Raw genomic sequence first — 24,296 nt, 5'->3', positions numbered from 1 at the left:
TTCAATAAGAAAAAGAGAGGTCTGTCATTCATTAGGCAGACCTCTCTCATTTTATGTTCATCCTTAAGATGAACTCGACTGATGAACAGTTTTGGACATACGTCCAAATTGAAGCATATATAGCATAGTCATCGCAATAACAAACAAGGCGAGCACAATAAATATATTACTGTACACAAAAGCTGTCTTATTTTGAAGCAGAGGGTTAAGTTGAAGCGTTGCTGTTCCCCCGTCAAGAACCTTTCCTAAGGCAGCAGTAGACACAGACACTGCAATGAAGTTAAACATGGATAGTAGCCCCATCCCTATTCCAATTTGCTCTCTGGGAAGCGTCTGAGCAATGGTATTTGAGACCGCAATTTGCATATAAGACTGACCCAGAACACCAAAAACAAGAAAAAAGGAAATCAAGACCGGTGTAGCACCTACAACTAACGATAAGCTTATAAAACCAACAACAAGTAGTGAAGATGCCGTATACAGTAAAAAAGGATTCCCTTTTTCATCCGCGAGCCTTCCACCTCTGCGTCCGAGAAGTGCAGCTACGAGCGCAGAAGGTAGCATAATGACACCTGTCCATGCTGGGGATAGACCATGTACTTCCGAGAGCAATTGTGGCGTAGTAAATGGAATCGCAGGACTGATAGCGACCAGAAGGAATGCAATTCCCATTCCAGCTGAATAGGCTTTGTTTTGAAATAAGGCTGGTTTTACAAACGGCACTTCCGCATAACGAATACGCACGATGAACAGTAGCAATAAGATAATCCCGGTTAGTAGGAACCATGCATTAGATTGGGTTAATGAAAGCAAAAGTGTAGCAACTGTTCCTGCTAATAACGCTCCACCCAAATAATCCATTTTTTCACTGCCGCCTTTTTCATCATCCAGGTATTTTCGATAAAAAGGAAGCGTAGCAAGAGAAAGTAATGGGATCACAAAAAGAAATTCCCAACTCAAAGCGCTCGATACAAATCCGGCCACGATTGGAGCAAGGGCATTTCCAATAGCTATACCAATGGCAGAGGTACCCAAGGCTTGCCCGCGTTGCTCCGGTGCGAAGTATCGAACGGGAATAATCATGGCCAATGCAGGTATGACCGCTGCACCAGCAGCCTGCACGATCCGTGCGATAATAACCATCCAATACTCTGTTGCCACCATCCCCAGAAGAGAGCCTGCTGCCAATATCCAAAGACCAAACGAAATTAGAACCTTCATGCTGTATTTATCGGTAAGTTTCCCGTAAGTCACTGTACCAATCGCATATACAACTAAATAACCTGTAACGATCCAGCTCGATTGAGAAGCAGTAAGTTGGAACTCTTCGCCAATCACAGGTAATACAACATTAAACATCATTCCATTCATGACTGATATAATCAGTGTAAAAACAAGAACACGGAGTAATAACGCTTCTTTATTGGTGTTCATCATACTCTCCTCAATTCTTTTGAATATATTTAGTCTGTCAGTACTTACTGTCATTAAAAAGCTTAAAAAAACTAGGGAGTTAATGCCCTAGTAAACGTCCATACACTCTCTGTAATGATGCCTTCCAATGAGAGCCCTGGAAAAAGTACTTCTTCTTCGAGATTATTTATGAATACACCATAATTCAATGACATGAATGAAAAAGCTTGCAGTTCAGGATTGATTTTAGCCAACTTTCCTTTATCATACATGATATTAAAGTAATTGGTTAGAATATCCAAAAGTTGTTTAGGATGCTTCACCGTTCTCTCTCTATAACCGGGTAAATTCTCTACTTCCTTGAGGCTAATCATAAACAATTTTCGATTACGGTTCATGATATTATGATATGTCTTGCTGATTAGCAACAAATCTGTATACAGATCCCATACCAGTTTTTCATTGAAGATCCTTGTCATCTCTTCTGCATAATGATATTGGTCAAAGGCAGTCTCTAACAAGTTTTGTTTAGTTTTAAAGAGACGAAACAAGGTTTTCTCACTTAGTCCGGCTGTTGTGGCTATTTCCTGTGTCGTCACACTTTTATAGCCTTTTTTTGAAATTAAATCGATGGCCGTCAACATTAATTTTTCTTTACTGCTAAGATTACTGCTGATGGACATGTTTATATCCCTCCTTCCTGTATGTCAGTATTCACTGTCATTGATGCAATGTTAACTAAAGAACTTTTTATTGTCAAGGTGTATTTCCAATAGCACTTGAAAGCACAAAAAAAGCCGCTAATTTAGCGACCTGGACGGAACTATGATCTTATAATTTTGATTACGAATCGACAAACAACCTTCATAATGCCCTTCATATTCATAAATCCATTTTCTTGATGGAGACGACGGCTTTTCCTTTCACACGGCCTTCTCCAATATCCCGAAAGGCTTGAGCCGCTTCGCTTAACGCATACTCCCGATAAACAATCGGCACGACTTCTCCTGATTCAACAAGTTCTCTCCACACCTCTTGATCCTCATGATTCGGTTTATGGATAAGAAGCATTATTTTCTTATGTTCAAGTCTGGCAATGAACGGTGCACATATCAGATTGAGAAGAATACGGGGCATTGGGCCTCCGATCATTACGTACCTGCCTCCACTACCTAGTGCACGTTTCAAAGCAAAAACCGAGTGCTTTCCGATGACATCCAGAATCAGGTCGTATTGTACACCTACAGCAGTGAAATTCGCTTTCCTGTAATCCAACACATAGTCAGCTCCCACAGCAAGTATCATGTCGAGCTTTTCAGCACTGTCAACGCCAGTCACCTCAGCCCCAAGCAATTTGGCATATTGGATGGCATATGTTCCGACTCCGCCACCGGCGCCATTAATCAGAACACGCTGCCCCTTTTGCAGCTTTCCCCGATCACGTAGACCTTGCAAAGCCAGAACGGCTGCTTGAGGAATAGCAGCTGCCTGCACATAGTCGATACCGGTTGGCTTGAGTGTCAAGGCCTCCTCAGCCGCACATACATATTCCGCGAATCCCCCCCACCCGCAACCGGAAAGATCTCCGAACACCTCGTCTCCTGGTTTGAACCGTGTAGCAGATGCTCCAACGGCGATTACGCGCCCTGCGACGTCTACGCCAAGAATTCGATAACGCGGCTGCCTTGCCGCGCCGATGCGGTTAACGAATGGCTTTCCACGAAGGAGATCCCAATCCCATGAATTTACCGAAGTCGCATGGACCTCAATTAACACTTCATGATCCTTGGGCATAGGGACAGATACTTTTTCCAATCGCAGGACTTCTGGTGTTCCATAGGTATCATATACCAATGCATTCATGAAGTTATTTCCCGATTTTTGGGGTAATCCAGCATGATACGTTTTTCCGCCCATGATCAGTCTCCATTCGATAGACATAGTTGTATCCATGGTCCATTACGCATACCCAATCTTCCTGTCAAACAACGGATACGTTGATATATATTCAGCGGTTTCACTTGTAGAAGATTTGTAATGTTGGAATACTTAAAATGCGAGATCATCCATGGCATGAACGGCAAGATGAAATGCTTTCATTCTTCTTTCCAGAAGAGTCTTTTGAGGGCTACCTTCTTTGGCCTTGGCATACATGCTCTCAAGGGATGGAAACAATCCAATCAAGACAAGACGGGCTTCTGTTATATCTTCCTTCGTGTATGAATGAGCTTTTTGATTCCACTGTTTATCCAACAAAGCTAGACCAATGTAAAAAGCTTGGAGACGTTTCTGTAGCAATGTTGTGTTATTACAATTCTGAGTCATATTCACTAAGGCATTTTCCGATTTGCGGATGGTTGATTGAAAGGCTTTGATGGATTCCAGTTTGTCTTCCTGTGACACATTTTCCATGGAGTACAGACCTCGCTTTCTTGCTTGATTTGGTATTCAAATATATTAAATTAAATCACCTCATAAATATAACAAAAAAAGCCGCTAAAACTAGCGACTTTCAATGTGATAACTGTATAGTCTTGATCAGTTCTAGAGTACCTTTTCCAAAAAGCTGATCGTCCGTTCATTCTTCGGATTTCCAAATATTTGTTCAGGGGTACCCTGCTCGACAATATAACCACCGTCCATGAAGATGACGCGGTCAGCTACTTCACGTGCAAAACCCATCTCGTGTGTAACAATGATCATCGTCATGCCCTCACTCGCTAGATCTTTCATAACCCCTAGAACTTCGCCTACCATCTCTGGATCAAGCGCCGAAGTCGGTTCATCAAATAACATCACATCCGGGTTCATGGCAAGCGCACGAGCGATAGCAACCCGTTGTTTTTGCCCACCCGAGAGTTGACTGGGGAAACTATCCGCTTTATCAGACAACCCGACACGATCGAGTAAGCTAAGGCCCGTTTTTCGAGCCTCTTCTGCGTTTAAAACCCCTAATTCTCTTGGCGCAAACATTATATTTTTCAAGACGTTAAAATGAGGGAATAAGTTAAAATGTTGAAATACCATGCCGATATTTTCACGCGCTTTGTTAATGTTGGTTTTAGGATCATTGAGGTCCTGATCATCCACGATAACTCGACCTGCTGTGATATCCTCCAATTGGTTGATGCAGCGCAAGAAGGTACTTTTTCCTGAGCCGGAAGGTCCGATGACACAGACGACTTCTCCTTCGTTGACCGCTACATCAATTCCCTTAAGAACCTGATTCGAGCCGAAACTTTTCTTCAAACCTTCAACTTTTATTTTAGCCACGACGAACCTTCACCTCCAGATAATCAGCAACTTTGGTCAATGTGATGATAACAATCAGATACATAACCGCAACCGTTAACCAAATGTCAAAAGAGGAGAACGTTCTTGCGATGACAATTTTACCTGATTGTGTCAACTCTACGAGACCAATAACGGATAAGATGGACGTATCCTTCAGCGTGATAACCATCTGGTTAATAAAGGACGGAATCATAACCCGCACTGCCTGCGGAATGACAATCTTAATCATTGCTTTGCGATAAGGAAGTCCCAATGAACGGGCAGCTTCCATCTGACCACGATCAATCGATTGAATCCCGCCTCGGATAATCTCAGTCACATATGCTCCTGCGTTCAAACTAAGTGTCAGAATAGCCGCCAAGAACAATGGCATCGTGAAGCCCATCGCCTGTGGAATCCCGAAATAGATAAAGAATGCCAGGACAATCAGCGGAATACCGCGGAAGATATCTACAAATACAGTGGCAACACCACGTAGGAATTTGTTCTGTCCCACCTTCATGAATCCGAATATCAAACCAATGATAAACGCGAAGAACAGTGACACAATCGTATATATAAGTGTGTTCCCCAGACCTTTAAACAAGGCAGGAAGAGATTTCTGAATGAGCTCCCAGCGACCTTGATTGGCGACTTGGGCATTCTCTCCAACATATTCCGCAATAATGCGCTCATACTCACCGTTAGCTTTGATATTCACGAGACCAGCATTGAACATCTCCAGAAGCTCCTGATTTTTATCCTTACTTACTGCAAATCCGTAGGAAGCCCCGTCTTCTTTGTCAGTAACCACCTTCAGACCATTATTCTGTTTTACCCCGAATCTTAGTACAGGCTCATCTTCAAAACAGGCGGCGGAATTACCGGTCTTAACATCATCATACATTTGGGAAGAATCGTCGAATGGAACAATGGTAAATCCATATTTCGAGGCGATTGACTCAGCAAAGCTGTACCCCTCTGTACCCGTTTTCACGGCGACCTTTTTACCACGAAGATCCTCGTAGCTCTTTATGGTATCATTATTCGCGCTAATACCCATGACTACGCCTGAATCATAATAAGGCTCTGAGAAATCAAATTTTGCTTTTCTTTCATCCGTAATACTCATGCCTGCAATGACACCATCAACCTGATTGGCCTCAAGTGCCTGTACAGCTGCGTTAAATCCGAGAGCTTTGATTTGGTACTTGAAATTTTGGTCTTTGGCGATGGCATCCAGCAAATCCATATCAATACCTACATAATCACCATTCTCGTCTTGATATTCGAATGGAGCAAATGTGATATCGGTTCCGATAATATAAGTTTTACCTGAATCGGATGCTGCAGCAGCGTTCCCAACCCACCCTGATAGACCGCTCACCAGGAGCAGCATCAGTGAAAGTATAAAAAATGAGATCTTCGTTGTTTTCATGTGTCCTCCCCGTCTCGGTTGTCCGAATAATCATTATTATTTTCTTTGGAATCGGTATTACTGTTATGCTTCTTGTCGATCTTCTGCCCATTTGATTGTTATTATTTACTGTATATTAACAATCAATGCCCTGCCTTTCCACTTGCAACATTTTCCTCCATCATTTTTTTCCAACCAGTAAAAGCCCTCTTTATACTTACCCTTTAGGTAAGCTTTACGAAACCCAATATTACATCGCAAATCTGAAAAAGGTACATTTACTTTAAAACGTATTATTTAAAATTTAAAACTCAAAAAAGCCGCGATTTCCGCGACTTCTTGTTGTACAGTTTTTTTATCATCTATTAATTTTCTCTGGTTGTCAATACAATCCCGAAACTCGAACCGGCTTCACCCGCGAACACAATGGTTCCGTTCTCAGGCAATACAATTTCATTTTTTCCACTGACCACTGTATGATTAATACCTACACCTGCTTGGTCATATACAGCAAATGCGCTGTTTGAAGACATCTTGACCGTCATTTCTTTACCTGCGGCCGATGCCGGAATTGAGTACCATGTAGCATGACCATTCGCTTGAATTGTAGTCTTCGAATATCTTCCCGCATAGATCGGTTTTATGATATCTTGAGCGGCATAGACATTGCCTCCGGCTGTAACGTATTCCACACCATTTTCCTCATAGAAATTGAACTCCATTGTGTCACGTCCTGCTAATCCAGGAATTTGCAATTGGTTTACGGCTTGGTTAGCTCCCATAATTTTATTGGTGTAGATATAACCAGGCAGCTCATTAAAAGTATGAATGGGAATGATCGGCATAGCTGCATTGTACAATGTGGATGTGTATTTTTCATTGACCAACACGTATGCTTTGCCTTGCCGTTTCTGCCATGCTGCCTTTACTTCTGCAGACAGTTCATTAGTTTCAAGCTTTTCTGCTTTATATTCAGAAGAAGCAACTTGTCCAAGTCCGGGAACAGACTGATACGAGCGAGACCACAAGTATGTGTTTCCGTTGACTTCCTGAACGAATTTGAGCTTTTCCGTACCCTCATCATTAATGAATGAGCCATCAGCGCTGTAAGTATATGTCTGATCTTGGCTGTTAGGAGAGGACAAGTTAGATAGCGTTAATTGTCCACCATCCTTCACGGCCAAGTTCAATAACATGTTTGCACCACCGCCATACGTACCCGTATGCTTTGTAAGTTCCTTCGGCATGGCTGCTTTTACCGGTACACCATGTGACTTCTCCGGTTTACGCTCTGAAATAATATTTTTTTCCTCAAGCGCACCAAGCAACAGTTCGGTTGCCAGCAATTGATCGGTTGAGCTGTGACCACCCGAAGAGGTTACGGCAGCAGCCATGTTATATTCCGGTAACACAATCAATGAGGAATGATAGGTTATCGTATTGCCACCTTTGCTTACTGCCTGAATGCCGTAATCATTAAAAGGAAACAGGTTCACGCTGTCCCATCCCAGGCCATAGCCAATGGACGAATCGCCTTCTTCCGGCCACATGCCTCTTTTGTATTCTTCTTGCTGCATGGCCTCTACAGATTGCTGTGAAAGAACCGTTTCAACCTCACCTGTAAAGATTTTCGAGAATTGGACTAGGTCTTCTGCGGTGGAATAGATACCTCCCGACCCAATCATATTGGTAGTCTCTAATGGAAGTTTCTCCTCTTGCGACGAGGAATATGTTGCTGCCATTTGGCTAAGGTCCACAATATCCTGCGGTGTTTTAGTATGATCCATCCCAAGTGGTTCTGTTATGTAACGGTGCATGAACGTGGTGAAACTCATGCCGCTGACCCGTTCAACCAGAATTTCAGCTAATGTAAAACCATCGTTACTATACACCGAGTATGCACCAGGATCGGCCTTCAGATGTTGCGTCGCCAATTGTTCCAGTAACGTATCATGTGCATAGGTATCATGATCTCCAAACAGAATTGCACTGTTACTTGACGTTCCGAGAAGTCCGGATGAATGATTCAGGAGCATACGTGGTGTAATCTTATCATAACGATTGTCTTTCATTTTAAAGTCTGGGATATACTTCACGACAGGCTCATCAAGATCGATTTCACCTTGTTCCACCAGCTTCATTACAGCGGTAGCAAGTACCATTTTACTGGTTGAACCAATGCCATACATGGTATCAGACGAAAGCGGAATGTTGTTTTTTAAGCCATCTTTGCTGGCCTGACCGGAAATTACAATCTCGCCCCCATCCATCAGTGCGTACTGTACACTTGTCGTAGCGTATGATTCGGTAAGTATCTTCGCCTTCTCACTTGCTGCCTTTTTAGTTACATCATACGTAGGTCTACCACCATCACTGGTAGCGGGTGTGGCCATGGCCGACATTGGGGACATCATCGCAAGCACCAAGGTTATGGCTGCGATAGAACTTCGTTTCTTTCGTGTCAATCTCATCTTCTCCTGTCTAGTCTATGGATTAGGAATCTCTGTGGTAGTACTCCAGTAGTGTAACCGAACATAATGAACTGTCTATGGCTTGAATATGAATCGAGTATGAACCAGCCAGGAACGACCAAAATAAATTGAACACATGATAAAGAACCCTTTAGTACAACTCTGTTTTGTTTACAAATCAAACTTTTTCCATGATAATATATCAATCAATGGAGTGCCAATAACGACCGTAAATACATAATTAAAAGCAATCCATAACGCCCCATATTGGAGTTGAATTTATGCTAAAAGTGAATCGAGATGACCCTCGCCCGATCTGGCAGCAACTTTTGGATCAAGCGATTCAACATATTACAACTGGAAAATGGAGACCAGGTGAATTATTGCTCCCATCCCGCGAACTCGCCCAATTGATTGGTGTTTCACGGTCAACCATACAGATTGTGTACGAGGAATTATTCAGCCGAGGGTATACGGTAACTTCCCGTCGGGCAGGGACAAGGGTTAGTGATTGGGCATACGCACCGCGTTCATCAGAAGAAACCACGATCCAAGGGCCGCTTCCTCCCGAACTGCCTGCACTAACCGAATCTATTGGTCATCTGCATCGTTGGTTCGGCAATAGAGACCGCCGTAAGATCGAGATAGATTTTAATCCCCACGAGCCTTATCTGGATGAAAGTTTCACAAAAGCCTGGAGGCAATCTTTTTTACAAGCTTCCACTGAACCCAATCTGGATCTTTGGGCTTACGGCGATGCCAGAGGTTTACTGGCGTTAAGAGAGCAGATTCAGCGTTATTTGTCACTTGAACGAGGCATTCATATCGAAGTGGATCAAATCTTGTTAACGTCCGGTGCACAACATAGCATTGATTTAATCGCTCAGGCCCTCTTAAGTGAGGGAGACAGAGTTTCCGTAGAAGATCCCGGCTTCCCTGCTGCTTGGATGGCGATGAAACACCGGCGGATGCAAGTCGATTCGGTTCCAGTCGATGAGTATGGATTATGTGTAGATCGTATTCACCCAGAGACAAAACTCGTATATGTCACACCTTCTCATCAATGCGCAGCAGGTGTTATTATGTCAGAACCTCGCAGGCAACAATTAATGCACATGGCTGCTCATCATCGATATTGGATTGTTGAGGATGACTACGATAGCGAATTTAGGTACCGTGGAGATCCACTTCCGACTATATTCAGTCAGCAACCTCAGAATACGCTTTATATGATGAGTTTTTCCAAAATGGTTGCACCTGGCATTCGGCTATCCGCTATCATCGGGCCCAGAATAGCCATCGATCGTCTTACCCAAGTTCAAGAATTGACTTATCGTCATCTTCCGATTATGGAACAGTTAACGCTAACTCATTTTATTGAGCGTGGTCATTTTATGCGCCATATGAGAAGAGTTCGGAACATATACCGACGCAGACACGAAGTCATGACTAAAGCCATTGTTGCTTCTGGGTTAGGCTCACGATTTACATTAAGTGGTGTGGAAACGGGATTACATATGCTTCTAGAATCAGAAATGTCATTTGATGAAGAAGCGCTGACGAATGCTGCTCTTGATCAAGGTGTGCGCGTGTATCCGCTTAGTAGATATTGCCTGGAGAGTCATCGAAAAGGATGGATATTAGGTTTTGCGAAAGTGGATGAGGATCAGATTGAGGAAGGCATACATCGACTTGCGAAGATTGTATTATGATGGAGAACATGCTCTCCAATTGGATTTGAAAGGATGTTTTTGCGATGAAAATTTTAGTGTTAGGAGCTACCGGACGGGTTGGAAGTCATTTTGTCGCTAGTGCCCTACGTTCCAATCATCATGTAACTGCACTGGTAAGAAGCCCGGAAAAGGTACATATCAGCGATGACCATTTCGTCCTGCTTCAAGGAAACGCTCTAGCCAAAGAGGATATTCATCACGCCATTCAGGGTGCTGATCTCGTTGTTAGTGCCTTAGGTACAGATGGAACGACTACATTATCACAATCCACGAAATTAATTGTTGAGGCTATGGCTCAGGAGCATATCAGAAGAATCATTACCATTGGTACAGCAGGAATATTGGAAAGTCGAACGGATCCTGGCTTGTTTCGTTTTCAATCCTCCGAATCCAAACGTAAGTCAACGCGCGCAGCTGAAGAGCATCTGGAGATGTACAACATTCTCAAGGCCTCAGAGTTGGAATGGACGATTGTGTGCCCCACCTATTTATATGATGGAGACTCGCCCGGTAAGTATCGAGTTGAGCGCAACTACTTGCCAGACGGTGGAACTTCAATATCTGTAATCGATACGGCAGAGTTTGCTTATCAGCAATTAATATCTGATGAGTATGTACAGTCTCGTGTAGGAATAGCCTACTAGGGTATGTCTTAAACTTCACTTATGGTGTATCTCTTCTGTTCAAAACAATAAGTTCTCAATTTAAGCAAGCAACATTAAAAGCCTGCAATTGTAATCCATCAGGATCAATTGCAGGCTACATATGTTTCTGCTCTTAAACTATTCAAGCCCTTCATATAAAGGGAATTGCGAAGTGATTTCGCGGACACTACCTAATATCTGTTTTTTGACATCCGAGTTCGTTGGATTCTTGAAGGCAAGCGCTATAAGCTGACCGATTTCTTTCATTTCCCTGCCTCCAAGCCCTCTTGAAGTCATAGCCGGTGTTCCAAAGCGGATACCACTCGTAACCAAAGGACTTGCCGTATCGTGAGGGATTGCATTTTTATTTGCCGTAATCCCTACTTCATCAAGTAATGCCTCGGCTACTTTGCCTGTAAGATCAATAGATCGTAAGTCAACCAACACCATATGATTGTCTGTTCCTCCTGATACAAGGGTGAGTCCTTCATTAATTAATGTTTCAGCCAATACTTTGGCGTTATCCAGAACACTCTCCATGTATGTTGTGAAATCAGGTTGTAATGCCTCACCGAATGCCACCGCTTTCCCCGCTATGACGTGCATGAATGGACCACCCTGAATTGCCGGGAATACAGCTTTGTCGATCGACTGTGCCCACGGCTCCCCGCACAAGATGGCTCCCCCTCGTGGTCCTCGTAAGGTCTTATGTGTGGTAGTTGAAACAAAATGTGCATGTGGTACCGGGTTAGGATGCAAACCTGCGGCAACAATTCCGGCTATATGCGCCATATCTACAAAGAAAAGTGCTCCCACTTCGGTGGCAATCTGGGCAAATAATTCAAACTCAATGGTCCGCGGGTATGCACTTCCACCTGCAACGATCATGCGTGGACGATACTTATGAGCAAGTTTACGTACTTCGTCAAAGTCAATACGGCCCGTTTGTGCATCGACACCGTATGGAACAAAATTGTACAATCTCCCTGAAAAATTAACAGGACTTCCGTGTGTTAAATGACCACCATGGGATAAATTCATACCAAGGATTGTGTCACCGATCTCCACTGAGGCAAAATAAACAGCCATGTTTGCCTGAGCACCGGAGTGAGGCTGCACATTCGCATGTTCAGCTCCAAAAAGCGTTTTAAGGCGGTGATTCGCTATCTCTTCGACGGTATCGACATGCTCACATCCGCCATAATATCTTCTGCCCGGATACCCCTCCGCATATTTATTGGTCAATACGGAACCCGTTGCTTCCATCACAGCTTGACTCACAAAATTCTCTGATGCAATCAGTTCAATCGTATTCCGCTGCCGTGCAAGCTCTTGCTGGACAGCATTTCCTATGACTTGATCTTGCTTCTCCAAATGTTTCATGAACATCTTCCTCTCAATAATGAACTTATCTATTCGATCCAAATCGTTTTTTGGGAATTCTACTATTCATTAGTAGATGCGCCATCATTCCTGCAAATAGTCCCCAAAATGCACCACCAACACCAAGTAAGGTCACATTGGCTGCGGTCGCCAGAAAGGTAATCAATGCGGTTTCGCGTCCTTTAGGGTCCGTTAATGCATTCGCGAGACTGCCACCAATTGTTCCTAGTAACGCCAGTCCGGCTAATGTTGCAATAAAGGTAGCAGGAAGAATCAAAAACAGTGCAGCTAAGGTTACGCCAAAAATACCAACAAAAATATAAAAGATTCCACAAGCAATCCCCGCTATGTACCGTTTTGTTGCATCCTCATGTGCATATTTTCCTGTACATATCGCTGCGGTAATAGCCGCCACGTTAAAAGCATGTGATCCGAATGGGGCTGCAAGCAGTGATCCCAAACCTGTTACCGCCAGAATGGGATTGGCACTTGTCTTGAATCCATCATTACGCAAAACTAGCATTCCGGGCATATACTGCCCTGTCAGGGTAATAATGAACAGTGGTAGAGCAACGCCAAGTAAAGCATTTAACGAAAACGCGGGGAAAACAAATACAGGCGAAGCGACCGCCAATTGGATCGTACTGAAGTCCGTTTTTCCCATGCATATTAAATAAATCAAACCAACTGCCAATATGCCAACTATGGCGTAACGGGAAGTAAACCTTCTTAGCACGATGTAGGCGGCAAACAGCACAGTAACAAGCAAAGGATCAAGCTTAGCCCCTCCAAAGGCCGATATTCCAAACTGTAGCAAAATACCTGCTAACAATCCGGAAGCGATGCCTGGGGGAATAAGTCGAACAAAACGTTCAAACATGCCTGACATACCCAAAATAATAAATCCGACTGCTGAAATCATGTAAGCGCCGATAGCTTCTGGATAAGGGGTCACCGCTAATGCTGAAACGAGAAACGCCACACCCGGTGTAGACCAGGCTGTAATAATCGGTTCCTTGTATCGATAACTGAGCCAGATCCCCGTTACTCCAACCCCAATCGAGATGGACCAAATCCAGGAAGCCGTCATTTCCGGGCTTAAACCAGCCACTTTTGCAGCTTGAAACACAAGAATAAATGTACCCCCGTAATTAACAATCACAGATATTAAGGCGGCGATCATCGGTGAGATCAGATCGCGACCACGTAATGAAGCAGATGCTGTCTTCATATTTAACACGACCTCTCACTTAATCATCGATGCGTGTGTTTTCATTCCAGTAATATTCGTCTGGTAAATACCGTGGCCCAAATACACTTGTTCCTACACGAATCATTGTAGCTCCTTCTTCAATGGCGACCTGGAAGTCACCGGACATGCCCATCGATAAAATATCCATTTCTACACGCGGAATATTTTTCTCTTTAATTTGATTGCGAATACGGTTTAACAAACGAAAGCAATGCCGTGTTTCTTCATTCGTTGCATTCAGTTTTCCAATGGTCATTAAGCCCTTCACGTTCAACGTTTCGAATTGAGTTAATTGTTCTACAAGCTCAATGGCTGTTTCTGGAGAGGCCCCAAATTTACTTTCTTCGTAGGAGGTGTTAATTTGAACTAGAATGTCTAGAGTCTTATTCTCTTTGAGAAGCTGGTTATGTAACGCCTGACCCAGCTTCAGACGATCTACGGAATGAATGAGCGTAACATATTTAACAACGTCCTTTACTTTGTTTGTTTGCAGATGTCCGATAAAATGCCATTCTACCTGTTTGTTTTGTTCCATAAGTGGAAATTTGTCCCGAAGTTCTTGAGCTTTGTTTTCTCCGAAAAGGACCTCACCTGCTTGAATAGCCATTTGTAATTTCTCTAGCGGTACCGTTTTGGTGGCGAGCAACAAGGTAATGTCCGATATGTCACGCCCTGAGGCCTGACAGGCCAATGCGATTTGCCGTCTTACCGATTGGAGATTTTCTTCAACTAGATGTTTCATGTCATTCGCCTTCTTTCTATTCCGCACAGGAATGAATCATTAAGATAAGCTTCCTCCTTATGTATTGTGAAGATTGTGTAGAACGTCATGCTAGTATATCAATCAATGGATTGGTTATACATATCCAAAAACATTCTTTTGGAGCAATCCAAAACAATAAAAACTACCATTCAATTGGGGCACCTTTTGTAGGCTTTTAAACGCCAATAGGTCCATTTGATGTGATGTCCACACTTATAAAATGAAAAAAAGCCGCTAAATTAGCGGCTTGGTTATATCCCTATGCTCTTCTCCACAAGACGAGAAACATTGCATGTCATGATTTATTCGTTCACGTTTTCCTTCGTTACCAGCTTTAATTCAGCCGGGATCGATGGCTCCACCTGCTTGCCACTGAGCACATCCAGAGCAGCTTGCAGCGCCAGTTGACCAATTAGTACAGGCTGCTGAGCGACGGTTGCCGTCAATTTTCCATCTTTAATGGATTTGATTGCATCATCATTGCCGTCGAATCCGATGACCGGAATGTCTTTACCCGAGCTTTGAATCGCTTCAATCGCACCAAGTGCCATCTCATCATTATGGGCAAATACCGCTTGCACGTCCGGATTACCTTGCAGCAAGTTCTCCATGACATTTAATCCTTTGGACCGATCAAAATCCGCAGATTGTTTGGAAACCACATCGAGTTGCTTGTCAGCCACTTCATGGAAGCCTTTACCCCGTTCTCTTGTTGCAGAAGCGCCAGGCACACCCTCAAGTTCAATAACTTTGGCTCCTTCACCGAGTTGTTCCACGAAGTATTCCGCTGCCATGCGTCCACCCTTAACGTTATCCGAGGCTACTAATGCTGCCACTTCGCCTTTGTCTGCGGAGCGATCCAGCGTGATCACGGGAATGCCCACACTATTGGCCGATTGAACCGCTGTGGAGATCGCTGCAGAGTCAGCAGGGTTAATCAGAAGTGCACTGACTCCTTGCTGAATGAGATCATCCACATCGTTGGTTTGTTTGGCCGAATCGTTCTGTGCATCCACCACGATGACCTGTACTCCCTGTTTTTTGGCTTCAGCCATGACCCCGTCCTTTAGTGATACAAAGAATGGATTGTTTAGTGTAGAGATCGACAAACCTATTTTTTTCTGTCCGTTACTTTTGGAAGGGTCAGGTTTGGCCCATTCCGGTGGTTCCAAAGAGCATCCGGCCAGAACGATAATCATCATCACACTTACAAGTGTTATTGTCCACTTTTTCATATTCGCTTCTCTCCTTATGCTGTTTTCTTGCGGTCCAGCAGGACGGCAATGGCAATGACAATACCTTTCACAACCATTTGGTAAAATGAGTTTACTTCGAGCAAATTCAATCCATTATTCAGTACGCCGATAATCAGAACACCGATCAGGGTACCGACGATTCGTCCACGTCCTCCGGCAAGACTTGTACCACCCAATACAACCGCTGCGATTGCATCCAGCTCATAGGATGTACCGGCCGTTGGTTGTGCTGAATTCAACCGAGATGTCAAGATTGCACCTGCCAGAGCAGCGAGCATGCCTGTCAAGGAGTAGATCATAATTTTCACGCGATTAACTTTGATACCCGAGATAATAGAAGCTTTCTCATTACCGCCGATGGCGTACGTTTTGCGGCCAAAAGCCGTTTTATGCAAAATAATCCATAGAATCATAAAGGTAATCAGCATCGTGATTGCAGGTACCGGAATGCCCAGCAGGTATCCACGGCCGAACAGTTGGAACAACAGGTTATCCCCTAGTCCTGTAATTGGATTACCATTTGTGTACACCAACGTTAATCCTCTAAATATCGTCATGGTTGCCAATGTAGCGATAAACGGAGCCATTCTTCCTTTGGTAATCATCAGTCCATTCACCATACCCATGACACCACCGAGTGCTACCCCGATAATGATGGACAAGATTGGATCCAGACCGGACAACATCATGTTTGCTACAAAAGCACTGGATAAAGCCAAGATCGATCCAACTGACAGATCAATTCCACCCGTCAGGATAACAAACGTCATACCGAAGGCAATCAGTGCATTAATCGAGACTTGACGCAATAAATTCAAGATATTAAGCGGTTCCAAGAAACTTGGATTCAACACCGATACGATAAGAATAAGAATGATTAAGCCGAGCAGCGGTCCCAATTTTTGTATCACGCTTGAGAAACGGAACCCGCTTTTAGCCGTTTTGTTTTCCTGCATTGTTGTCATATCACTGTCCCCCTGTGGCCAATGTCATAATGTGTTCTTGTGTTGCTACTTCCCTTGCAACCTCGCCACTGATGTGTCCTTCATGCACAACTGCGATCCGGTCGCTCATGCCAAGCACTTCAGGTAGCTCCGACGAAACCATGATGATTGCAACCCCACGGTCTGTAAGTTCATTCATCAATTCATAGATTTCGCGCTTCGCTCCGACATCCACTCCGCGTGTGGGTTCATCCAGAATAAGTACGCTTGGACCAATACCAACCCATTTCGCGATAACCACCTTCTGCTGGTTACCCCCGGATAGATTCCTTGCCGCCGTCTCGGAGGATTGTGTTTTGATCTGAAGACGTTTGATCAATGTATCCACGAAATCTTGTTCTTTCGAAGCGGAGATGAAACCTTTGCTCGAGAAACTGAACAGATTCGTCAACGCCATATTCTCGCGAATGGAGAAGTCTAATACCAGCCCCTCATCCTTCCGGTCTTCGGTAATAAATCCAATTCCATGTTTCACTGCATCTGCCGGTTTACGAATGTTCGCTTTTTTGCCGCGGATGAAGATTTCACCGCTATCCAACGTATCCAAACCAAAGATTGTTCTCATAATCTCGGTTCGCCCAGAACCCATAAGTCCTGAGAAACCGAGGATTTCTCCCGCTCTCACCGTGAAGTTAATATTCTCGAACAACCCTTTGCTGCTGGCATTCCTTACTTCCAGAACAACTTCACCATAAGAAGGATTTCGGACAGGATAACGCTCGGTAAGTTCACGACCTACCATTTTCCGTACCACTTCATCAAAGCTTGTCTGTGGAATGGGCTGAGTGTCCACCGTTCTGCCGTCACGCATAATGGTAATCCGGTCACAGATCGTGAATATCTCCTCCATGCGGTGAGAAATGTACACGATGGATACTCCGTCCTTCTTCAGTGAGCTGATTACACCAAACAGTTTCTGTATCTCGCGCTCCGTGAGGGCGGCTGTTGGCTCGTCCATAATGATAACCTTGGCATCTGTCATAAGTGCTTTGGCGATTTCTATCATCTGCTGCTGCCCGACAGAGCATTCTCCCGCAGGACGTTCCAATGGGATGTCAACGGACAACTTTTCAAACTGCTCTTTGGCAAGCGCTTTCATCTGTCTCGTATTAAGCAGCCCCAAGGATGATGTCATTTCCTTACCAATAAAGAGATTATCCAGCACTGTCATTTCAGGCCACACGTTTAGCTCCTGATGTATAAAGGTGATCCCTAACTTCTCTGCTTCCTTCGGACTTGCAAAATAGTTTTCTTCTCCGTCTATTCTGATGGTTCCCTGATCTCGCTCATGGAGACCAATCAGAATGTTCATCAGTGTGGATTTGCCGGCTCCATTCTCCCCCATTAAGGCATGAACCTCACCGTCTTTTAGTTCAAAATCCACTCCGCTCAGCACCTGATTGGTGCCAAACGCTTTATGAATGTTTTGCATCTGAATATGCATTACGCAACCTCCTTTTAACCGAAATGGACTCCCGATTGTAAAATGCAATTGGCATACGGTGTCGCTTCGCCTGTGCGGATGACCGCTTTCACCTGTCGAGTTAATACTTTGAATTGTTCGTGACTGACGGAAGCATCGATGGCTTCCTCACTGAACTTCTCCGTGATGAATTGCATAGCTGCAGGATTGCCTTCGTGAATTTCTTCTGCCACAATAATTTTCTCAATGACCATATCTTCTGCGATAAGCTCCACGACTTCCTGAAAACTGGGTGTTCCCAGTTTGAGGGCCAGATCGATTTTAACAACTCCGTCCGGTACGGGTAGACCTGCATCCGCAATCGCAATCATGTCCGTATGACCCAGATCAGACAGAATTTTGGAGATGTGACTATTCAACATGCCGTATCTTTTCATTACAAGCTCTCCTCTACTTCATCACGCGTTGGCATGCCGCCCTGCGCTCCGAACTTGGTGACTGACAACGATGCAGCCCGATTAGCGAAGCGTATACTCTCTTGCAACGGTTGACCTTCAGCCAAAGCAACTGCGAATGCGGCGTTGAACGTATCCCCTGCACCAGTCGTATCGACTGCCTGCACCTTATAAGTTGGGACTAGAATTTCCTCTGTGCCATCAAAATAACGAACCCCTTTACTGCCTTCCGTGATGAACAGTTTGTTCGCATATTGGCGCAATGCCTGTGCCGGACTCATACCGTGAAACAAAATCTCGGCCTCATGCTCATTTGGTGTGATATATGCAGCATTATCAATAACTTCTTGCGGCAATTTTCTCGCCGGAGCTGGATTAAGCAATAATGGTGTTCCGAACTCCGCACACATTGCGCTGACATGAACAACAGTTTCCTCCGGGATTTCCTGCTGAATCAGTACGATATCTGCATTGCGGATCACTTCCGCTGCTTCATCGACATATGCAGGAGTGACTTCGCGATTCGCCGCTTCAACCACTACGATACTATTATCACCTTCCGCCAGAATGATATGAGCCGTTCCACTTTCTAAATGTGTAACCGGTTTCACATTTTGCGTATTTACAGCATTTGTTCTGAAGTTCTCTAAAATATCTTTGCCGAAAGCATCGTCGCCTACCCGGCCGATCATCGCAACCTCAGCCCCCAGTCGTGCAGCAGCGACAGCCTGATTGGCTCCCTTACCGCCAGGGACCGTTTTGAAGCTGTCTCCGAGAACGGTTTCACCCGCCCCCGGCCGTCTTGACGAAGTAACAACCAGATCCATTGAACTGCTTCCAATTACACATATTTTAGCCATCTGATCTCACCTTTCTCGTAGTGCCTCGTTCGATGAAGCTTACGGGCAACTGTATGTTTTTGTTCTCTATTGCAGCTTGTTCCACAAGCTTGATAAGTAATCCCGCCGCTTCTCTTCCCATCTCGTATGCTGGCTGATGGATGGTGGACAATGCCGGCGATAACAGGCTGCTCATCGGTATATCATCGAAACCAATCACTTGGACATCATCAGGAATCTTCCTTCCAATTCGTGAGGCCTCATGCAGTACTGCCATGGCTGCGATATCATTACTGGCAATCACCCCATCTGTGTCCGCATACTTCCTGAATAATTCTTCAGCCCATATACCTGCCTCGTTAATTGAAAATGAGGTCGTCTGGATTACCCGGTAATCTAACCCAGCATCACGGATAATTTCTATCGCCCCTTCAAAGCGATCCTGAGCTGGTCTGATCTGTGACGGTCCTTGCATAACTGTGATTCGGCGACTGCCGCGTTGGATAATCTCCCTTGCCGCTAGTCTTCCACCTTCCCTGCCATCCGCATACACGGATGGACGATCCAGTGATGTTCTATCCAAAAACACGACGGGAATCTTCAGGTTTTTATATATTGAAGAATGAGGGTAGTTCGTTGAAGAGATTACACCGACCACATTGTTCTGGATAAACGTCTGGATGTAATCCTGCTCCTTCCGTTCCTCCTCATCACTGTTTCCGAATATCAGTCTATAATCCTGCTCCTGCATCCCATCCTCTACACCGCGAGCCAACTGCGGAAAGTAGGGGTTGGCAATGTCCGGCAACAACAGGCCAATCAGTTTGGACTTGCGCTTATATAATGAGCGGGCCACTTCATTTGGCGAAAAGTTAAGTGCCTTCACAGCATCTTCCACTTTCTTGCGTGTATCCGCGTGAACATAACCTCTATCATTGATGACTCTGGATACAGTGGCAACAGATACGCCCGCCAGTTGAGCTACGTCTTTAATTGTTGTCATAAGTTGCTCTCCTCTATGTGTAACCGGTTACAGATATTAAATTATCATATTACTTTCGATTTGACAAGCGCTTTCATTCTGGAAATTTCTCCAAGTAAACATGAAAGTACATTGAAAATTCATCAGTGACTTGGCTTCTTCCCGTCTTATTTACTCTTCTCAGCTATATTAAGGAGTTAATTATCATTACAAATATTAGCGATATGTGGTATGGTCAGTGAGGATATTAGATACATACATATGTGCATAAAATGTGAGGAGAAGATTGAAAGTGACAGACAGAAATACCCTTGAAAACTACAAACCGAGTAAATTTAGTGATCCCATTTTCGTCATGCTTATAGCGAGCCTTTGTTGCTTGTTATGGGGTAGTGCGTACCCGTCCATCAAACTTGGATATATCGCATTTAACATTCTGCCGGAAGACATTGCTTCCAAATACGTCTTTGCCGGATATCGATTCACACTGGCGGGATTGCTGCTATTACTCTTGTCTCGTATCGTTCGAAAAGAGAAGCTTCAATTATCCAGGACTCAGTGGACAAGCCTTATCATGTTAGGTATATTGCAAACCGGTTTGCAGTATATGTTTTTCTACGTTGGCGTAGCTAATACGACAGGTGTCAAAGGTTCCATTATGAACGCAACGACGACCTTCTTCAGTGTTGTTCTTGCCCATTTCATCTATAAGAACGACAAATTAAGCAGAAATAAAATCGTTGGCTGCTTGCTCGGATTTGTTGGCGTCATTATCGTAAACTTCCATACCGATCTGCTTACTTTTTCCTTTTCATTTACAGGCGAAGGTTTCATTATTTTAGCAGCCCTTGTGTTTTCCGTTACAGCCCTTTACGCAAAACGTCTCACCGCGACCATCGATGTTCTAATCATTACAGGGGTTAGCCTGTTCATTGGTGGACTGGTGCTTACGCTGTTAGGTCTATTACTCGGCGGACGAGTCACTCATTTCACCCTGGAATCCACCAGTAATTTGATCTATTTGGCCTTGCTGTCATCCGTTGCATTTTGTCTATGGAATATGCTTCTTAAGTACAATAAGGTCGGAAGAGTATCTGTATACAACTTTCTTATCCCTGTGTTTGGTGCATTGTTATCAGCGTTATTCCTCGGTGAAACGATCTTGGAATTGAAGAATCTGGCCGCATTGTTGTTCGTATCCGTTGGCATCTACTTGGTTAATCGTGTACGTTCTGTACATAGCGCCGATAACACGCCAATAAAATAACTAATAGTGTATCTTATGCACATTAAAAAAGCCGCTAATTAGCGGCTTTTGTTTGTTTATACAGTCCCATGAATATTCAATTCTCTGGATTATACCACTTAATATATACTCGTAAAGTCAATCAAGTCCTCTTCTTCCTCATAGTTAAATACAATGGCGTGATTACCCAAATGATATACCATCTCATAACCACCTACGACTTCATTGTAATATTCTGAGGACGGTTTACCCATCCATTTTCTCACATTCCATGGCGAAAGATTTTGCTTCTCATTGTACAGGTCAAAAACGGCAATACGTGATTTATTGGTAAGCTCGTGCATATATGAATCGAATCCAACGCCGAATTTAGAGTAATAATAGAACGCTCCCCATTCTTCGTTAGAACGAGAATTGGGTTTCCCCAGCTTTTTTTGTGCATTTTGAAGCGTCATGCCAATCTTGATGTCCGTTCGCCCAGGCAATGCACCCTTTAATGCAGCGTCCTTCAGGCTTTTCAGGTAAGCACGATCGCCAACACCCGAGTTCGGCCAATCTCTTGTACGAAGGTTGCGCGTATCTTCCAACCGCATTTCCAATTTGTTCACATTCAGCTTAAACGTATTAACCCCATAGACGAATTGAAGGTTGTTGTAATTTTTGAACTGCACTCGGGCACCTGTAAGAGTACGAATTCCACCATCTCTGATCGCGGAGTATGCATCGTCAATTTTTTTCCCCTTATTATCGACATATGTGACACGGCGCAATTCCCCGGAACGAACGATATACGTTTTCACTTCATTGAAATTAGAAGTTCCCCAGTCCGTGATCATCAGCATATCTGGTGTACTCGCCTCTTTGCCTTTCACAACGAAGTTCCAGGTTTGAGGCAAAATAATCGTATTCAGATCCAGTTTTGCTGCTTGCACTGTTCCGTATGCTGCACCTTTTTTCATTAAGGCCGCCCGATAGGTTCCAGTGTAACTTTTATCTCCTTTTTTATTTTTCGTCCAACCATTTTCCTCGGTCAGCGTGCTCTTCTGTTCATCATAAGCAAAAATATAAACCGTGTATGCCGTTTGCTTGGCATCACGAAGCGTAAATGAAAGCCGGCTCATACTTTCCAGCTGTTTGGCTGAGATTTGCTCTCCTTTGGCATCGGCATTGGGCGGCAGCAGGAGCAATGCGCTCAGAACATAGCTGATTAAGGTAAGTAAGGCAAGTGAAGCCCATTTTGCTTTGTATTTAGGGTGTATCATTGATGACTCTCCTCTGAGTAAAATAAACATCTAAAATCTCATTTCTAATTTTTAATCGTGCATAATCTCAACATTTTAATAAGTCTTGCTAGAGTGTACTTTTGATCAAACTATGTAATTAATATAGGTTTATGTTCAATAAGCATATCCTCCTACTAGTACTATTTTCCTAAGAATGATAACATACCCTTTCTAATAAAGAAATATATATCAATCTATTTTTTCGTTATTAATCCATATAACATAAAAAAGCCGCTGATTAGCGGCTCTTCTTCCATATTCGAAAACGATATAATTTATAGACAGGAGTATATCACATTACGTAAGCGTCGTTGAACATATCCTTCCTGACTGTTCAGCAAATGCTGGGCATACATGACCGTAAGCTCTGAATCCGGATCAATAATAGCCATACAACCAGCAGCACCACTCCATCCAAATTCACCAAGCGGGCTCAGCGAACCACTGCGTGCTTTCGAGATATGTGTACGGACACCTAGTCCATAGCCGTATCCATACATATGATCCCACGAATAATCACCGCGAGTCATCTCGTTCAGATGATCCGTTCGCATCAGTTCCACTGAAGCTTGTGACAAAATGCGCACACCTTCAGGACTCGTACCACGTCCAGTAAGCGCGTTCAGAAACCGTGCATAATCGCTGACGGTTGATAACAACCCAGCGCCACCGCTCTCCAGCTCGGTACCTACACGGAATCCATTCCCATCCATACGTACAGCCTTTTCAAGTTCGTCATTGTATGCATATTGCGGAATAAGGCGTTTCTGCTGCTCATCGTTCAGATTGAACGTTGTGTCGTTCATACCAAGTGGTCCGGTGATTTCGTCCCGGAGATACGCACCAAAGCTTTTACCACTGACGACTTCCACCAAGGCTCCGAGCACATCATGGCACATGCTGTAATTCCAATGTGTTCCTGGCTCAAACAAAAGCGGTTCCTTCGCTAGCGCTTTCGCGAATTCACGTGTTGGCAATGTTCCGTGGGTGTTTTTTACGGCTTCCTGAATACTTGGACTACCTACGTCATAGGAGAATCCGGCGGTCATGGTGAACAAATCGCGTACGGTAATGGCTCTTGTCGCCTTTTCCAGTCGAACCTCTCCGTTTACCATCGTTTTCTTCACCGTCATATCGGCATATTCGGGCAAATAATCGGAAAGTGGATCACTTAGCAGTATTTCACCTTTCTCCACTAGTTGCAGTCCTGCCACACAGGTCATGATTTTGGTCATGGAGTATAGATTGAAGATTGCTCCATCGCTAATAGGCGTTTTGTCCTCCAGATTGGCGTAACCATTACGATAATGGAAAACAGTATCATTTCGATGCATCACCAATACCTCTGCCCACGGTATACGCCAGGATGTCATGCGGTCAATAAATGTAGCAAGTGGTTTAAAGTCCATTTTTTCCCATCCTTCTATGTAAAATCGTTTATCATTTTGCGATGTGGTCC

General features: G+C 44.1%; 21 protein-coding genes. 3 read left to right on the top strand and 18 right to left on the bottom strand.

The window, feature by feature from the left end:
- Positions 1-63 precede the first annotated feature (63 nt).
- The 7 genes from MKX40_RS14620 to MKX40_RS14590 all read right to left on the bottom strand — a co-directional run bounded on the left by MKX40_RS14620 (position 64) and on the right by MKX40_RS14590 (position 8,574).
- Positions 64-1,434, bottom strand: a complete 1,371-nt coding sequence (locus tag MKX40_RS14620; RefSeq protein ID WP_339242652.1) for an MFS transporter — start codon at positions 1,432-1,434, stop codon at positions 64-66.
- 71 nt (positions 1,435-1,505) lie between these two features.
- Positions 1,506-2,096, bottom strand: coding sequence for a TetR/AcrR family transcriptional regulator (locus MKX40_RS14615; protein ID WP_339242651.1), 591 nt, complete (start codon positions 2,094-2,096; stop codon positions 1,506-1,508).
- 199 nt (positions 2,097-2,295) lie between these two features.
- Positions 2,296-3,330 (bottom strand): NAD(P)-dependent alcohol dehydrogenase, encoded by a 1,035-nt coding sequence (locus tag MKX40_RS14610; RefSeq protein ID WP_339242649.1) that lies wholly within the window; start codon positions 3,328-3,330, stop codon positions 2,296-2,298.
- A 132-nt stretch (positions 3,331-3,462) separates the two neighbouring features.
- Positions 3,463-3,825, bottom strand: coding sequence for a hypothetical protein (locus MKX40_RS14605; RefSeq protein WP_339242648.1), 363 nt, complete (start codon positions 3,823-3,825; stop codon positions 3,463-3,465).
- Positions 3,826-3,957: 132 nt separating this feature from the next.
- Entirely contained in the window at positions 3,958-4,686 is a 729-nt protein-coding gene (locus tag MKX40_RS14600) for an amino acid ABC transporter ATP-binding protein (protein ID WP_339242646.1), read from the bottom strand.
- Positions 4,679-6,124: an amino acid ABC transporter substrate-binding protein/permease gene (locus MKX40_RS14595; RefSeq protein WP_339242645.1), complete on the bottom strand. Its 1,446-nt coding sequence runs from the start codon at positions 6,122-6,124 to the stop codon at positions 4,679-4,681. Before MKX40_RS14595 ends, MKX40_RS14600 begins: the two co-directional genes overlap by 8 nt.
- A gap of 344 nt (positions 6,125-6,468) precedes the next feature.
- A complete protein-coding gene (locus MKX40_RS14590; protein WP_339242644.1) occupies positions 6,469-8,574 on the bottom strand; it encodes a serine hydrolase domain-containing protein in 2,106 nt (701 codons plus the stop codon).
- A 281-nt stretch (positions 8,575-8,855) separates the two neighbouring features.
- Here MKX40_RS14590 and MKX40_RS14585 point away from each other — a divergent pair, with 281 nt between their 5' ends.
- Together MKX40_RS14585 and MKX40_RS14580 are read left to right on the top strand one after the other, a co-directional pair.
- Positions 8,856-10,286, top strand: coding sequence for a PLP-dependent aminotransferase family protein (locus MKX40_RS14585; RefSeq protein WP_339242643.1), 1,431 nt, complete (start codon positions 8,856-8,858; stop codon positions 10,284-10,286).
- 44 nt (positions 10,287-10,330) lie between these two features.
- Positions 10,331-10,951, top strand: coding sequence for an SDR family oxidoreductase (locus MKX40_RS14580; RefSeq protein WP_339242641.1), 621 nt, complete (start codon positions 10,331-10,333; stop codon positions 10,949-10,951).
- A 138-nt stretch (positions 10,952-11,089) separates the two neighbouring features.
- Here MKX40_RS14580 and glyA read toward each other — a convergent pair whose 3' ends face one another.
- The 9 genes from glyA to MKX40_RS14535 form a co-directional block, all read right to left on the bottom strand.
- Positions 11,090-12,334, bottom strand: coding sequence for a serine hydroxymethyltransferase (gene glyA, locus MKX40_RS14575; protein ID WP_339242639.1), 1,245 nt, complete (start codon positions 12,332-12,334; stop codon positions 11,090-11,092).
- Positions 12,335-12,359: 25 nt separating this feature from the next.
- Entirely contained in the window at positions 12,360-13,565 is a 1,206-nt protein-coding gene (locus tag MKX40_RS14570; RefSeq protein WP_339242637.1) for a benzoate/H(+) symporter BenE family transporter, read from the bottom strand.
- 19 nt (positions 13,566-13,584) lie between these two features.
- Positions 13,585-14,328: a YggS family pyridoxal phosphate-dependent enzyme gene (locus tag MKX40_RS14565; RefSeq protein ID WP_339242635.1), complete on the bottom strand. Its 744-nt coding sequence runs from the start codon at positions 14,326-14,328 to the stop codon at positions 13,585-13,587.
- 323 nt (positions 14,329-14,651) lie between these two features.
- Entirely contained in the window at positions 14,652-15,584 is a 933-nt protein-coding gene (gene rbsB / locus MKX40_RS14560) for a ribose ABC transporter substrate-binding protein RbsB (protein WP_339242634.1), read from the bottom strand.
- A 14-nt stretch (positions 15,585-15,598) separates the two neighbouring features.
- On the bottom strand, positions 15,599-16,570 hold the full coding sequence (gene rbsC, locus MKX40_RS14555; protein ID WP_253435553.1) for a ribose ABC transporter permease: 972 nt from the start codon (positions 16,568-16,570) through the stop codon (positions 15,599-15,601).
- A gap of 1 nt (position 16,571) precedes the next feature.
- Entirely contained in the window at positions 16,572-18,053 is a 1,482-nt protein-coding gene (locus tag MKX40_RS14550; RefSeq protein ID WP_339242632.1) for a sugar ABC transporter ATP-binding protein, read from the bottom strand.
- A gap of 14 nt (positions 18,054-18,067) precedes the next feature.
- Complete coding sequence (gene rbsD, locus MKX40_RS14545; protein WP_339242631.1) at positions 18,068-18,469, bottom strand: D-ribose pyranase; 402 nt, start codon at positions 18,467-18,469, stop codon at positions 18,068-18,070.
- The gene (rbsK, locus tag MKX40_RS14540) at positions 18,469-19,347 is read right to left on the bottom strand and encodes a ribokinase (protein ID WP_339242630.1); all 879 of its coding nucleotides are present in this window, start codon (positions 19,345-19,347) and stop codon (positions 18,469-18,471) included. Before rbsK ends, rbsD begins: the two co-directional genes overlap by 1 nt.
- Positions 19,340-20,329, bottom strand: coding sequence for a LacI family DNA-binding transcriptional regulator (locus tag MKX40_RS14535; RefSeq protein WP_339242628.1), 990 nt, complete (start codon positions 20,327-20,329; stop codon positions 19,340-19,342). Before MKX40_RS14535 ends, rbsK begins: the two co-directional genes overlap by 8 nt.
- Before the next feature lie 271 nt (positions 20,330-20,600).
- Between MKX40_RS14535 and MKX40_RS14530 the strand changes: the two genes are divergently transcribed.
- Positions 20,601-21,575 (top strand): DMT family transporter, encoded by a 975-nt coding sequence (locus tag MKX40_RS14530; RefSeq protein WP_339242627.1) that lies wholly within the window; start codon positions 20,601-20,603, stop codon positions 21,573-21,575.
- Positions 21,576-21,673: 98 nt separating this feature from the next.
- On the opposite strand, the gene MKX40_RS14525 is transcribed toward MKX40_RS14530, so the two are convergent.
- The gene (locus MKX40_RS14525) at positions 21,674-22,816 is read right to left on the bottom strand and encodes a DUF4309 domain-containing protein (RefSeq protein ID WP_339242626.1); all 1,143 of its coding nucleotides are present in this window, start codon (positions 22,814-22,816) and stop codon (positions 21,674-21,676) included.
- Positions 22,817-23,112: 296 nt separating this feature from the next.
- A complete protein-coding gene (locus MKX40_RS14520; RefSeq protein WP_339242624.1) occupies positions 23,113-24,246 on the bottom strand; it encodes a serine hydrolase domain-containing protein in 1,134 nt (377 codons plus the stop codon).
- Positions 24,247-24,296 lie beyond the last annotated feature (50 nt).

This window comes from Paenibacillus sp. FSL R5-0517 (assembly GCF_037974355.1).
Taxonomy (GTDB): Bacteria; Bacillota; Bacilli; order Paenibacillales; family Paenibacillaceae; genus Paenibacillus.
The sequence above is the reverse complement of the archived record's forward strand: the minus strand, read 5'-3'. Positions and strand labels throughout refer to the sequence as shown.